The organism is Nafulsella turpanensis ZLM-10, from assembly GCF_000346615.1.
Classification (GTDB): domain Bacteria; phylum Bacteroidota; class Bacteroidia; order Cytophagales; family Cyclobacteriaceae; genus Nafulsella; species Nafulsella turpanensis.
Genome location: NZ_ANNU01000052.1, coordinates 1 through 15,253, shown reverse-complemented (window position 1 = coordinate 15,253; position 15,253 = coordinate 1). Strand labels below are relative to the sequence as shown.

Genomic DNA, 15,253 nt, shown 5'->3' with positions numbered 1-15,253 from the left:
CTGTTTCAACTTATACCTGCCAATACACAGGACCATAAAAGGTCCTTTTTTCAGAGATTCAAATGTCTGTTACTTAATTAGGCTTTGGTTGCGTCCGCACTCCTCCTACTGCTACCTTTTTACTATTATCGGTCATCTTTGTATCTATCAGCAAGCCCCGGGGATCGACGCCAGCTCTTTTCGGTTCCAATGGAACCAGGACTGTAATTCGCTGATTACCTGAATGGATTCTATGTTTGCGCTGGTAAATTGTCTTTTTTGAAGCTTCATCGGCAAAGACCGCAATTTCAATAAAGTCATTCATGGGTAGCTCTGTTTCTGCACCAAGGCTATCCACAGCAACCTTCCTTGCCAGCACCTCTAAAGTCACACGCCACTCACCTTCCTCCAATGGCTCTGCCCACACCTGTTCCGTTTTTAGTTCCCAATAAGTATTTAGCTCGAAAAGATCACGCAATAGGTAATTTAGTGAGTCAGGCATTGCCGACTGCAGTTGTCTGTAGAGGTCGAGAGACGTTGGTAAGGGAGACTCACCTAAACTGTATTCTCTTAGCAGGTGCTGTAGTGCCATATTTACCTGATTCTCACCAAAATACTCACGAAGCGCATACATTGCAAAAGGCCCCTTTCGATAAGCGAGAAACGGATCAGTAGCACGAAGAAGAGGTAGATTGGCTTTACTGCGAGGTGTTAAATAAGCTTCGCGCATGACATCCAGAAACCTCCGGAGGTGCTCTACACCATAAGTTTCCTGCACCACCCCCAGTGCGCTATACCAAGCCAAGCTCTCAGTAATCAGGGGAGCCCCTTCCACATAGGCAGGTATGAGTTGATTCCCCCACCATTGGTGCGCTACCTCATGCGCCACTACGGCAAAAGGGATGTCAATATTCCTTGGGTCCTCCTCAGGCTGAAGGAGGGCGAACTCCTCCGGATAGGTAATCAAGCCAGGAAAGGAGGTCAGACTCCCTTCGCCGGGATATTGTACAAGTCTTAGGTGGCGGTGCGGATAAGGCCCAAAGTATTTAGAATAATAAGCCAGAGAGGCCTGCAAACTTTGAGCCATCCGCTCCAGGTTCTGATTGTGCCTTGGGTGATAAAATATTTGAATCTCAACACCTTTCCACCGGGTCTCGTGCACTGCATAGTCTGCAGAAAGAATGGGGTAGCTATTCCGAATGGCACTGTCTGTTTTGTAGTGAAAATAGTGTCGCCCCTTTTCCCCCCAAACCTGGCGTAATGCACCGGGAGCGAGGGCAACCTGGTCAGCATCTGTACCAATGGTAGCCTCAAAATGTATCCGCTCACGTCCTGAGTGGTCTTTTCGCGCCTCCTTGTCGTAAAGAGAGCGAACAGCTGAGCGTAGAGCAAGCCCATAGGCTTTTCGCTCTTCAGCCTTATTCAGCTCCCTGTTTGGCTGATAACCAATGGCAGGCAGCCAGTCAATATTCCTAATGTAAGTTCCATTGCCAGCTATATCCGGGTTAATTCCACGATTCCGGAACCCCTGTGACTGATAAGAAACCTCAAAACTCAGCCGTAGCGAATCCCCGGGTTGGAGCGCTTTTTCAAGACGATAAATCCGGTGCCCCAGCTTTTCATCAGCGATTATCAACTGTGCCTGTCGGCTGAAATCTACTACACCAGTGATTACTTCAGAGGCGATGGCCAGATGAATGGTATCAATCTCCACGCTGGTTTTGTTTTCTAACCGAAAGACCCCATGAATCACTGCCCCCCTTAGTTCAGGATAAATCTCCACATGTAAACTTGTTGCTGTCAGTTGAGGCTGCGGAGCTCCACGGTACTTTCCAAAACGCTGTTCATATTCTACCCGGCGTTCATTTCCCTTACCTGCTGTGCGAAATTCATTCAGCACATTGGTGTTATAGAAGATAAAAGTACCTGATGCACAAATGAGAATCATAATCACCTCCGCTCCTATAATATTTGGAACAGTAAGATTTAACTGTGCTCCCTTTACCCGCCACTTCAGACCAGGCTCCACACTCCGCACCCAGAATAGCTTAGCCATCAGAATAAAGAGAAGAGCCCAGCCTGCCCAATAGAGTTTGAACCAAAACCATGGAGCGATGGAAAGATTGAAGCCACTCATTTCAGAATAAGTTAAGCCAGGGTCAGATCCATATATTAACAGGTTATGCTCAATTCCCAGCATTTCAGGTAAAATCGTATAGGAGTAAAAAAGTAATATGAGCAGGTGTCCTACATATTTCTGATTTACCAGAACGTGAACAGCCAAAGCAACAGGTATGAGCAAAAGATAATCAACCAGCTGTATACAAAAAAAGACCTTCAGGTACAATCCTGTCTCTAATAACTCCGAATAACCCATCCAGGCCTGAGTGCTTATGGCTGTCACCATCAACACCACCTGCACTGCAAAAACCATGAGCGTAAGGGCCAGTAGCTTGCTTATGAGCTGTACCCCATTCGAAACTGGAAGGATGTCAGCAATTTCATTCATGCGCGCCTCCCGTTCCCGCCAGACCAGTTGTCCTGCATATAAGGTAATGAGCATGGCAACGATCATTCCAATGACAAAGTGGTCAAAATGGCCTATTACTCTTCCTGTAGTCGGAAGTGCGGGAACACCAAGTGGCCCCTCCAGCAGTTCAGGCAGCATAAGGAAGAGAATAACTGCCATAGCCGGCACTACCAGCCAGCCATGACTGGCTGCCATCTCCCGAAAGGAGTAGAATGTAAGATAAAGTATCTGCTGCACCCGAGCCTTAAAGCCAAATGCTCTAGGAACAGATGGCAGGCAGACCGGAGCTTTTCTTTCTCGCACCAGGGTAGTGCTATCCGGCACAACCGTCTTACGCCTTTTACCCGCTGTGGGGCCGGATAGCCCAAAGCGCAGGTATGCCAGTGTGAATAAAATTCCTGAAATGCTTAGCCAGAGAAGGCGGTTAGTTAACAGGGATCCTTCCAGTTCAATTACTTGTTCATTCATCTCAGATGCTGTTAAAGATAGCCGCAGTTCCTTTAATATGGTAAAACCTGATGGGTCCAGCAGCTTCCCCAATTCCCATTGGCTCCAAATCCCTCCTACTACGTTCGTACTGAAAACTGTACATAGGAAAAGCAGCACACCCCCCATATAACTCAGCATAGCATTTCTGCCAAGCAATACCATTGAATAGAGCAGCATTGTGGCAATGAACATATATGGCAAGGTAAATAAAAGAGAAGAACCAATGTAAGCCATAGGGCGGAAAGGCCCAAAATCGTTACTCTCCACCGCTGGCATAATGCTGACCACTACCAGCCCCAGAGGAACTACTACCAACATCAGCACACTGACTAGGGAAAAAGTGCCGAGGAACCGACCTCCCAGACAGGTAATCTTGCTGAGTGGGGTTGTGTAGAGCAATTGGTCCATCCTTGCCTGATTATCCCTTAGGATTGCATCGCTGGCTAGTGCTGCTATAATCAACAAGCCAAACAGGTTGGAAAAAGCAGTAATTCCTGCAATTATTAGTGGGGAATTTAGATGAATTTCTCCACTACGGGCATTATCGATAAAGCCCGTGATCCACAGAAAAGTAAGCCCCAGAACAGTTGTAAAATAGATCCAGGTTGAAGCACGCCTTAACTGATAAGTGACCTCAAATCGATAGATTTCCCAGAAGTTCATGGTTCCACCTCCTGCCATTGCTGCTCACTTGTCCGATGGTGTAGTCCTGCCATTGTACTGAAGTAAACATCTTCTAAATCAGGTTCCACCGACTCATATTCTTTACCCGGTTTCCCCTCGCTGTAGACATGCACTACAGTACCCCCCCCAAGTAACTTTGTGGAAATGACGCTGTTCTCGCGTTCCAACTCAGACAGCATGCTCTTTTCAACTACCCGCCGCCAGATCCGTCCCTTCAACTCCCTGGCAGCACTTAGCGGCTGAGCCTCCAAAAGTATCTCTCCACGCTTGATAATGGCCATGCGGGTGCAGAGTTCCGAGACATCTTCCACGATATGCGTCGAGAGGATCACTACACTGTTCTCTCCCAATTCACTTAACAGGTTCAGGAAACGCACCCGTTCCGCTGGGTCCAAACCGGCAGTAGGTTCATCAACGATCATCAGCTGTGGATTCCCCAGCAGGGCTACTGCCACACCAAAACGTTGTCGCATTCCACCCGAAAAGCCTCCCACCTTCTGCTTGCGCTTGTCCCAGAGATTCGTTTGACGAAGCAACGCCTCCACAACCTCACGCCGTGCCTTCCGTTGGGTAATACCCTCCAGTACAGCAAAATGGTTGAGCAGCTCCTCTGCCCTTACATTGCGTAAGAGCCCGAACTCCTGAGGGAGGTAACCCAATGTTTTACGCAACTCGTCCTTCTGGCGAATTATGTCTATCTCTCCAAGATGAATCTCACCTTCATCCGGCTCCTGCAAAGTGGCCAGAATGCGCATGAGCGAAGACTTACCTGCTCCATTTGGGCCCAGCAGCCCGTACATGCCTTGCGGAATTGTCAGGCTGACGTTTTTTAGCGCATGGACTCCATTAGAATAGGTTTTGGAAATGCTCCGAATGTTTAGTTCCATAATTGAGTGATAAAATTTCTCAACAGTTCATCCCCTAGCATTAGAAGTACTTTTGGGAACTGTGGGAAAAGTCAGCCAAATTTTTCAAAACCCAAAGTAAAAGTGACGAAAGGCCAAGAAAATGTGACGAAGCTAAAGCATTAAGAAAATTTCAGGAAAAAGGCACCCTTTACACACCTCTCCAGATTCAGTTATAGTCTAAGAAATGAGGTCCTCCCAATATTAGGGCCAGCGTAAAATCAAAAAGCCGGGCTTACATTCAGTCTTTCAATCGCCTCTTCGGGCGTTAAATCCCCCAAGGAACTATGAGGTCTGAAGCAATTGTACTCCTGTCTCCATTCCTCAATTTTTTCCTGTGAGTCTTCCAAGGATAAGAACCAATTCTCATTCAGGCATTCATCTCGGAAGGTTCCATTGAATGATTCAAGGGCAAGGGGTACGGAAAGAACTCGTCAACTACTGGTACTTGCCTTCGTTGCCTTAGCCTTGATTCCTTCCTATCTTGCTGAATTTTATTTGCTGAATCTCATTTGGCATTGATTGGCAAAGCGGGCTTCTATCTTTAAAATATACTCCCGAACAAAAGCTTTCATTGCCCCAGCCAAGTTTTAAAATCCGGCGTTTTTTCAGTGCTGACTATACACTCTTTTGGTGCTGCTGGCTTTAAGTCAATTTTAATACGGCTTCTGGAATAACTGTACATCTGCTCAATAGCATCTACACTCACCAGAAAGCCCCTATTGACTCTGAAGTACTGAACAGGATCGAGGGTTTCCTGCAACTGGTCCAGCGTTTCATCCAGCACATATTTACTGCCTGGTTTTTCCACCAGAAAAACTGCCTTGCTGTCCGCATAAAAATAGGCAACATCTTCTGTTCTAATGGTTTTAATTTTATTCCCGAAACTTACCAGGAACCTTTGCTTGTAATGGATTTTCTGGTCGTTAAAGGTCTTTAGTAGTCGCTCATAATCTACTATGGCTATCTTCCGGCCATGCTTCAGTGCCTTGAATTTCTGTAAGCTCTGGGAAAGGGCCTCTTCTTCCACAGGCTTAAGCAGGTAATCTACGCTATTCACTTTAAAGGCTTTTAAAGCATATTCATCATACGCAGTAGTAAAAATAACAGGGGAGGTTACTTTTACCCTTTCAAATATTCCAAAGCTGCTGCCATCAGACAGATGGATATCCATGAAAATCAGTTCCGGCTCTTCCTGCTGCAGATAATGTACCGCTTCTTCCACGCCTGGCAGTTTCGTCTTAATATTGATTTCCGGAGCAACTTTGTGAACGATCATTTTCAATCGTTGAGCGGCCAGTTTTTCATCTTCAATAATAATAGCTTCCATAATCAGGGATTATTCAGCTTCGGTGAGTGGAATTTCAGCGTAAAAGTAACCATCCTTTTTGTAGAAGCGCGGCTCCTGCTCATTGAGCAACCTCAACCTTTGGGTTATATTGCTGAGTCCGGTTCGGGTAGAGTTGGTGGTGTGGATTTTTTCCCGCAGAGCATTTCTTACCGTCAAAATTCCGTCCTGTACGGTCAACTCTATACGTAGAGGATACTTTTCACTGATGGTAGTATGTTTAATGCAGTTTTCCACCAGATTCTGGAGAATAAGTGGAGGAATAAAATATAAACCCACCTCAGGAGGGAGCTTACTGTTGAAGATTAACTGATTGTCAAATCTTATTTTTTGAAGAAAAACATAGGACAGGACAAAGTCTATTTCCTCTTCCAGTGGTACAAATGCTTTATCTTTCACCTCCAGCACATAGCGATAAATCCGGGAGAATTCCTTAACGAAAAGCTCTGCCTTATCCGGATCAAGCCGGATAAGGGCAGAGAGGGTGTTCAGGCTATTAAAAAGAAAATGCGGATTAACCTGATTTTTCAGACTTTCAAACTGCAAAACAGCCTCTGTCTTCTTCAGTCGCTCACTTTCCAGGAGCGTTTCTTTCCAGAGCTGAAAATAAAAAACGGTTTCATATATCGACGAGATAATGGCTGTAATGATCAAGCCCATGTAAAGAGCACTCAGGTGAAAGTCCACCTGATAAGGGACTATCGATAATGCATACATTATCAGCATTAGCAGAAAGTTAACGCCTACCGTATATTACAGGGATAGGCCTACCTGCGTAAGAATCCTGCGGGTCGTATGACGGATATCAGGAAACTTACCTCATAATGATCGTTAGATTTAGATTTTACTTTGTAAACAGGGTGAGTAGTAACATTCCCTACTTCTGAGCTATCTATCACAACTCCCTCAGAAGTTCTTCCCTGGGAAAAGGAAGACAAAGGGTGCAGGAGGAACAGCATTGGAAAAATAATGGCCAATGATAAGGCAGAAGAAGGATTTAAGAGTTGGAACTTCATTTGATGATGGTATTAAAAACTGAACATAATATAAGGCCAATATAATATTTTTTTTGGTAGCTACTTTTAGCTCTACAGCATCCATCATGCACTATAGCAATCCTGTCAAGAATAATGTCGCACCATCATTATCAAAAGTCCATTATCCCACTTTTATCTTTCTCAGCCTGAAATCAAGGAAAGCAAGTCCAAGAAAGAAAGCAGCATAAGCCAGGGAACTCCAAAGAATAAGAGGCAAAACAGACTGGTACTTTGACATGATTATAAGAATGGGAAAAGCAAAAGGAAACATATCTACATTTTCCCACTTAATTTCAAAATGCAGAACTGCTGCCAGCATAATCAGGCCAATGCCTACAGCTACGGGAATTATAAAACTCCTGGACCTTAAGCCTAGCCAAAATTGAAATGCACTTATACCGAGGATAGAAAAGTAGGCCTGCAAATTTAAAATAAACCATTTTTCCCAGTCAATGCTGTATTGAAGTAAATTAAAATCCGGAACAAGTACATTTACCAAAAGAGCTGAAAAAGCCATCAAAAAACTGAGGGTAAAAAAAAATAGAATAATCAATAACTGTATAAGAAAAAGCTTGGAGAAGAACACGTTCCTTAAAGACTGAGGGGAGGCTAAAAGTTGCTTCCATGTGTTGTTCTTATACTCTATTTGGGGAAGCAGGGTGCAAATTAGAATAACATATACAGGCAAAACCAAGGTGCTTGCATAGTCCATTCCTGCTTTAAAATAGAGATTCCAAGGGTCCATCTTAAATGCATTTGTTGCTTCAGGTGAAATAACTGTATCAGTTATCATTATTAATGGAACAACTGCAGCAGCACATATTGTCAGGTACCAAAGCACGGTTCGTTTGGTCTTTAATATTTCCGACTGTAATGACAAAATAAAGCTCATAAATCAGTAGTGGTAAAGTCCATAAAAAGTTGTTCAAGGCTTTTTTTCCAGGGCTGCAACAGGTATACATCAATGCCGTTTTCAACTAATAATCTGTTGATAAGGGCTATATCCTGGAGGCTATTACAGGAAACTGATAGTTCATCCAAATTTCTCTCAGGCTCATAGTCCTGCAGAACCTTCATAGCAGCTCCATTATCTGATGTATGGATGGTAATCAGCGATTGTTGTTTCTGAACATGATGAAGCTCCTTTAGGGAACCCTGGAACAACATCCTTCCCTGAAAGATAATCCCCACATGGCTGACCATCTTTTCCACCTCTGAAAGGAGATGGCTGGAGATAAGCATCGTAATGTTTTCTTCCTTATTCAGCCTATAAATCAGTTCACGCAGCTCTACAATTCCGTTTGGGTCAAGTCCGTTGGTGGGTTCATCGAGAATAAGCAACTCAGGGCGTGGCAATAGGGCCAGTGCAATCGCCAGTCGTTGCTTCATACCAAGGGAGAAATTTCCATACTTTTTCGTGCCCGTATTCGCCAGTCCCACCAGCTGCAATACTTCCTCCACTCGTTTTTTCGGCGCTCCATAAATAGAACGGTACACCTGCAGGTTTTCTCTGGCGGTTAGGTGATTGTAAAGCGATGGGCTTTCAACCAAAGAACCTATTCTTTTCAGAATGTCGATTCTGTTTGCCTGAAGCTCCTGCCCAAAGATTTCAATGCTGCCCTTCTGCTTCTTCAGTAAACCCAGCAGTAAGCTCAGGGTAGTTGTTTTCCCGGAACCGTTTGGCCCCAGAAAGCCATATACACTGCCCCGTTCAACCTGCAGGTTGATGTCCACTAAGATTGATGCCTCTTTAGAAGAGTAGTGGTAGTGGAGTCCGGATGTTCTAATTACAGCTGTATTACTCATGGCTGGGGGCTTCTGATAATTTCCGTTGGGCCTGAATGATTCCCCCACTTCCGTTATACGTCACTGGCTGAACCTTCTCAAGGGCCACATTAAAATTCTTGCTTTGAAAAAAAGGGAATGTCCGGCTTAAAACCGGGCAGACTCACGCCTAAAGCTTCTTTTTACCGTATGATACCCGCTCGCCCTGGTGGACAACAACACCTTCCGCACGCTTATCTTTCACCATAAAAACCAGCCGGATTTCATCATCTATGACGGGAATAAAGGCATGATTCCCCTGGGAGCGGAGACGGAAAGCTTTTCCTCCACCGAGTTGTACTTTCAGCTTACCATTAACATTCAATACCTGCAGCTCAGCAGTTCTCTTTCCCATTTCAAGCAAATAGGTTCCTTCGTACCGGGCCATGTCCTCTGCGGTTACCGGCAGGTCAGGCACCTGGGGCAATTCCATCCCCAAAGCCGCTCGCGCCAGAAACTCTTCGATTTCCTGATGTTGCGTATCGTCAGAATTTGCCAGCACTACCACTGTAAGACTATCTTCAGGATAGAAGGCAAGAGAAGAATTGAAGCCATCGATGTCTCCAACATGGACCACTTTTGGATGGTCGCCAAGCTGCGCCAGGTCCAGTCCATAGCCGTAGGTCCTGGTTCCGCCTGAGGAAAGTGCAGTCGGCGTGGTCATTTTTTGCAGCGACTCCGGGGAAACCACCTTTCCGCTGTGCAGCAGGTGGGTCCAGCGGACTAAATCCCCAGCGGTGGAGTATAATCCACCCGCAGCATTATTCTTTAAATGGGGAGGAAATGCATTTAGGAGTTTCCCGTCTATGCTCCTTTCATATTTGTAGCCTTTTGCCCGCTTAGGAATGATACGCTCCGGACTTCCAAACAGCGTGTGGTGAAGTCCTAATGGTTGTAACAACTCCTCTTCTACATACGCTTCGTAAGGAATCCCCGTAACCTTGCCGATGATTTGCCCTAAAAGATAATACCCGCTGTTGTTATACCGGAAATGCTCACCGGGCTTAAAGTCGAAAGGCTCTTTGGCAAACAACTCAAGCATTTCTTCATAAGAAAGGCCCTGCCTGAGCTTCTGCTGAGCTTCCTCACCCAAATCCGTATAACTCTTAATGCCGGATGTATGATTGAGCAGGTGGTGTACTGTTACATGATGACCCTGCACAGGATAGTTGGGCAGAAACTTGGTTATCGAATCCTCCAGAGAAATCTTTCCCTTCTCCACCAGCCGCATAATAGTGGCTGCTGTGAATTGTTTGGAGATAGAAGCAATCGGATAGACGGTTTCTGTGCCGGCGGCCACTCCCATTTCCACATCGGCCTTGCCATACCCTCTGGAGAAAACAACCTCTCCGTTCCGGGCTACGGCCACTGTCATGCCCGGCATAAAATTCTCAGCCAGATGCGCGTAAGCCAGGGAATCTGCAACTGACTCTATTCTTTTTAAATCGATATTCGGAGATGAGGTATCTGATAGATATCCTTTAGGGGCACAGCTTATCACAGTGAGTATGCCGAGAATAGGCAAAGCACTGGCGCATGCCTGCTTTACGCAGGCCGTTATTCGGGTAAAATTTTTCATGATATTTGTTTTACGATTTTATATTTGCCCGGGAATGAATCGCATTCCGTTGTTTAAAAACCGAATCTCCCATTACCAGGAGACTCAGGAAGCATTCTCCATCCATATTTTTAAAAGGCGGCTCTTTTCCTGGCTGATAATGATGGATTCATTATTAGACGGGCGAAGCTCAATACGCAAACGAGACTTATCGTAGCTTTCCACGTCTGAGATGGCTTCTATGTGCGCCACATATTTTCTGTTCAGCCTGAAGAAAGCAGCCGGATCTACTATGGTCTCCAGTTCTTCCAGACTTTGATTAACCGGAAACTTTGCTCCCTTCCTCGTTACCAGAAACACGTATTCATCACGGTAGAAGTAGGATATTTGCTCCTGCTTAATGCTCAGCAGTTTGTTTCCCTTTTTTACTAAAAAGCGTTTCTTATAAGGTGAATCCGCAGCCTCAGCACCTTTTAGGATATGGGCTAACTTTTCAAAAGAAAGCTGCCTGATGTGCCGCTGCCTGAATTTTAAAACAGCCTGGGCAAACTTTTCCTCACGAATCGGTTTCAACAGATAATCCACACTGTTAAAATCAAAAGCATTAAGCACATACTCATCGTAGGCTGTGGTAAAGATAACATCGGCCTCTACCTGCACCTGCTGTAATATTTCAAAGCTCCTGCCATCTGTCAGCTCAATATCCATCAGTACTAAATCCGGTTGCGGATTTGACCTGAACCATTTAACAGCCCCTGCCACACTTTCCAATGTACCTACCACTTCTGCCTCTGGTAGGTGCCGCTGCAGTAATCGCAGGAGATTAGTTACAGCAGCTGACTCATCCTCAATAATTAGAATCTTCATAAGTCATGATGTGAAGTAGCGGTATTTTCACACGAAATAAGCTGGCGGTATCTTCAACCACCACAGGCTCACTTCCTAATAAACCATAGCGCTCCCTGATGTTGCTCAGACCAACTCCGAGGGAATGCCCTGCCTCTTTAGCAGCGCCCTTTGTATTTTCAACGATGAGGTAACCATTCTCCCTTCTAATCTTAATCAGAAGAGGCGCCTCCCCGGAGAGCACATTATGTTTGAAAACATTCTCTAAAAGTGTAGGTAAGGTGAGACTTACGATCTGGAAATCATCTATTTGACCATTGTTCTCTATGGTATAGCTGAACAATTTTCCGAATCTTGCCTTAAAGAGCTGCAGGTATGCCTCGGTAACAGCAAGCTCCTCCCTGGCAGGCACCACCTCGCTATTCCGGTTCTGTAGAGTATACCGTAATATTTCACTTAATTGCTCCAGGAATTGGGCAGCTCCCTTTGGGTCTTCATGGATAAGAGCGTGCAGGGTATTAAGGCTGTTAAAGATAAAATGCGGGTTTATCTGGCTCTTAAGTGCATTATAGGTGGCCAGGGCGGTTTCCTTCTTCAACTGCTGGCTTTCTACAGCTGATTGCTTCCAGTGAATAATCAGGTAACTTCCCAAAAGAAAAATTATCGTGAGACAGGAGAAAATCATCCAAATACTTAACAGTACTATTACAACCTCCCCTTCCAGTAGCTCACGGGCTCCTTCAATAGGCTTTCCCCCCTGCCTGACTAAAAGGTAGACTAACAAATACACCAACAGGCTACCGGCAAGGCTAAGCACTACCTGCAGCAATACCAGTTTTATACTTGCTTTTGCTTTAGCTACATGCAGCTTATGATGAATCCATTCACAGAGAGTCCAGAGCAGGAGCAATGAAATGAATATCAGGATGTAACCCCACAGAGGCAGCTCCACAGGTTCTCCATGTAGGCTCATCAATATTTGCAGAATGTAAATAAATACACTTACGCTAATGGCATATGCCCACTTAAGCCACCGCCAGACTCTTTCAACTTCATAATTAGTAGTCGTTTCCATATAAGCTCACCCTTTGGTAGTATTATCTAATGCCATTGCAGGTGGCAGCTCCTTTCACCGCTGCCAAACTTATCCTGCTTTTCAGCTGCCCTAAGCATTTATTATCCTAAATGTACACAAGGAAAAAATCATGAATAAAGGTTTCCTGCTGAAACGGGAAAAACCGGGGCTGAACCGGGTAATAAAGCAAGTGAGCAAAGTGAAGAAAGGCAGTTGATCGGGAACCTTCCATCTGAAGGATACACCTGCGCCTTTGATACTCCGGCAGCTTAGCCTTCCTTGTTGAAAGGCAGTGGCCGGGCCGCCATTTTTCATTATCTACCACCGCCAATCTCACCTCCACTCCTATTACCAGAAAATGGTATTTAATGCCCTCTTCGCGGTTCCGCATACCAGCCCATTAATTAATGTAGAATGGGCAACTGCAGTCACTCCAATCATGATGAGCCATGAGCCCTTGGAACGCTGCCGAATAGCGGGTAAAGAAACCCATAATCGGGAGGATCGGTGTGATACGCCACCCAATACCAGCAATGGGGTCAGGAAATTTAAAGCAAAAAACTATAAGTAACTACTTACGTATTTCAATCAATGTTTTTAAAAGGTACTGCTAAAATAGATAAACAGTCATCAAAAGTGGTAAGGAACCATAATTTAAGGCAACTTCAGTATTAATAAAAGTTTATTAAAATGGGTAATGAATCTTTTTGCCTTCATTTTTCTGACACAATAGCAAATCTTCCCTCGGGCTCTTCACACCAATAAAATGGATAAAAAGCAATAAACCTATTGAAGCAAACATCTCTCTTTCCTCAAGATTTCTGTCATCGCCTCTTCTTTTTTACCATAATTATAAATAACTTTAGTAAGTTATAACTTAATTTATTTCACTCTACCAAAACTACTTAGCTGCAGGAAAAAAGGACAAGCAGTTTCCTACTTTTCCCCTCCGCAAGGTGGATCCTTTTCCCTGCCTACTGTTTAATAAGAAATGATTGTTCACCAATTCCCTTTCGACTATGAAAAAAATGATTGGTCTACTTTTTATTTTTGTAATGAGCCTGCCCGTTCTGGCACAGGAAAAAGCCTCCCTTTCTGAGGCAGAAAAGGATGAAATAATAAAAAATGTAAGCGCACTCCTTATTAAAAACTATGTATTTCCGGACAAGGCCAGGGAAATGGCAACATTCCTACGGAAGCAGAATAAGAAAGATGCTTACCAGCAACAGTCTACTTATCAGGAGTTTGCCCAGGCCCTGCACAGAGATCTGCAAAGAACACACCGCGACCTACATTTGGGCCTTCACTACAATCCCAGGCAGGTAGCTTTCATCCGTCAATGGGAATCTCAAAAACAGGATTCTGCTTTTCAACAGGAGCAGATCCGAATGGCGGAGAGGTTGAACTTTGGATTTGTAAAGGTGGAGCACCTGCCAGGTAATATTGGGTATATAGATTTCAGGCAGTTTGCCCCACCAGAAAAGGAAGCCCGCCAGACAGTAGCATCTGCCATGGGTTTTGTTCGCAATGCCGATGCCCTTATTATTGATTTGAGAAAGAACGGAGGAGGACATCCTGAAATGGTGCAGTTAATCATGAGCTATTTCTTCAAGGAAAAACCCATTCATTACAACAGCCTGTACGATCGCCCCACCAATACCACCAAAGATTATTATACTTTAAAAACAGTAGAGGGTCCCCGGATGCCGGAAGTGGAGCTGTATGTGCTCACCAGTGGCTTTACTTTTTCGGCAGCGGAGGAACTCACCTATAATCTTCAGACGCAAAAGAGGGCCACTATCGTAGGGGAAGTAACAGGAGGAGGCGCCCACCCTACCCAGTCCTTCGCAGTCAATGATGATCTCGTCCTTAATGTACCGGTGGCAAGAGCCATCAATGCAGTAACGAAAACGAATTGGGAGGGCAGAGGCGTCATGCCGGATATACCCTCAGAGGCAGACAAGGCACTGCTGAAGGCCCGATACCTTGCTCTAGCCAAATTACGGGATTCCAGTTCCTCTTCAATGGAAAGAGCGGAATTAAGCTGGGAGCTAAATATAGTGGAGGCAGAACTCCATCCGATTCAGTTGAGCCATGAAGAGTTAACCCCCTTTGCAGGAAGGTACGGAGACAGAAAGCTCCTGCTTTATGAAGATGGATTGTACTTCCAAGAATACAATTACCCGAAAAAGAAAATGACCCCGCTGACAAAAGATACTTTCAGCATCCAAGATCTGGATTACCTCAGGGTAAAAGGCATCAAGAATGAAGACGGAAGTATTTGGAAGCTACTCCTGCTGTACCAGGACGGCAGGACGGAAGAAGTCATAAGAATAGAATAATGTAAAATTCTTTTATCTTTAGTGGCATGGAAATTAAACCCGTCTACCCCTTGCTTTATCAAGAATAACCAAAGAGGAAAGCTTCTGTAAGATTCCACAGGAGCCAGGCATATCAGCTTATCGGCTTTATTGGCGGAAAGGTAGTTTTAGCCTCCCACTTTCTATGGAATGGGACGCTTACGCCTTTTTTATACCTTTCTCAAAATTTAAACATGCTCTCAGGTTAAGTTTTGACTTATTGCTCTCATTCAATTTCCACAAACCGAAAAACCATTTATTTTAAAATCTAAAATTACATCCTAAGGCACGAAAGTATATCCTCTTTATTACCCAGAGAGCAGCTATAAATTCCTCTCAAAAACACTCCCTAGGCTACTTCATCCCTTATTCACAAATATTATTTTGTCCGAACCGTTTCCACAAGCTACACTTTGTAGTGAAAGAATAAAGTTTGTCCATTTTGAAAAAGGCTTAAAATGATTAAATCTTGGCAAGTTCCAATTTGAAGTGTACCGACTTTTTTCCATCCCAAAGAAGTCCCATATAAGATGTATCAAAAAAGACCAGGCAAAGCTACCAGGAGTGGTCGGAAGATTTTTTCTTCCGACCTTTTTATTTTTAGTGGTAACAATTCAT

At 44.6% G+C, this 15,253-nt stretch carries 10 protein-coding genes and 1 pseudogene; 1 reads left to right on the top strand and 10 read right to left on the bottom strand.

Annotated features, from left to right (window positions below; all coding sequences use genetic code 11):
* Positions 1–73 precede the first annotated feature (73 nt).
* The 10 genes and pseudogenes from F752_RS0118550 to F752_RS24565 form a co-directional block, all read right to left on the bottom strand.
* The gene (locus F752_RS0118550; RefSeq protein ID WP_026135837.1) at positions 74–3,661 is read right to left on the bottom strand and encodes a M1 family aminopeptidase; all 3,588 of its coding nucleotides are present in this window, start codon (positions 3,659–3,661) and stop codon (positions 74–76) included.
* Entirely contained in the window at positions 3,658–4,569 is a 912-nt protein-coding gene (locus tag F752_RS0118545; protein WP_017733250.1) for an ABC transporter ATP-binding protein, read from the bottom strand. Before F752_RS0118545 ends, F752_RS0118550 begins: the two co-directional genes overlap by 4 nt.
* Before the next feature lie 239 nt (positions 4,570–4,808).
* Positions 4,809–4,997: pseudogene (locus F752_RS25880) on the bottom strand (integrase core domain-containing protein); the annotation flags it as partial.
* A gap of 161 nt (positions 4,998–5,158) precedes the next feature.
* Positions 5,159–5,917 (bottom strand): LytR/AlgR family response regulator transcription factor, encoded by a 759-nt coding sequence (locus F752_RS0118540; protein WP_017733249.1) that lies wholly within the window; start codon positions 5,915–5,917, stop codon positions 5,159–5,161.
* Between the two features lie 9 nt (positions 5,918–5,926).
* Positions 5,927–6,661, bottom strand: a complete 735-nt coding sequence (locus tag F752_RS24570) for a sensor histidine kinase (RefSeq protein ID WP_081604606.1) — start codon at positions 6,659–6,661, stop codon at positions 5,927–5,929.
* Positions 6,662–7,093: 432 nt separating this feature from the next.
* Positions 7,094–7,864, bottom strand: coding sequence for an ABC transporter permease (locus tag F752_RS0118525; RefSeq protein WP_081604605.1), 771 nt, complete (start codon positions 7,862–7,864; stop codon positions 7,094–7,096).
* On the bottom strand, positions 7,861–8,778 hold the full coding sequence (locus tag F752_RS0118520; RefSeq protein WP_017733245.1) for an ABC transporter ATP-binding protein: 918 nt from the start codon (positions 8,776–8,778) through the stop codon (positions 7,861–7,863). The genes F752_RS0118525 and F752_RS0118520 overlap by 4 nt, the downstream gene beginning before the upstream one ends.
* A 148-nt stretch (positions 8,779–8,926) precedes the next feature.
* Positions 8,927–10,375, bottom strand: coding sequence for a serine hydrolase domain-containing protein (locus F752_RS0118515; RefSeq protein WP_017733244.1), 1,449 nt, complete (start codon positions 10,373–10,375; stop codon positions 8,927–8,929).
* Between the two features lie 84 nt (positions 10,376–10,459).
* Complete coding sequence (locus tag F752_RS0118510; protein WP_017733243.1) at positions 10,460–11,221, bottom strand: LytR/AlgR family response regulator transcription factor; 762 nt, start codon at positions 11,219–11,221, stop codon at positions 10,460–10,462.
* Entirely contained in the window at positions 11,202–12,275 is a 1,074-nt protein-coding gene (locus tag F752_RS24565) for a sensor histidine kinase (RefSeq protein ID WP_017733242.1), read from the bottom strand. The genes F752_RS0118510 and F752_RS24565 overlap by 20 nt, the downstream gene beginning before the upstream one ends.
* A gap of 1,028 nt (positions 12,276–13,303) precedes the next feature.
* Here F752_RS24565 and F752_RS0118495 point away from each other — a divergent pair.
* A complete protein-coding gene (locus F752_RS0118495) occupies positions 13,304–14,617 on the top strand; it encodes a S41 family peptidase (RefSeq protein WP_236614034.1) in 1,314 nt (437 codons plus the stop codon).
* Positions 14,618–15,253: the final 636 nt, after the last annotated feature.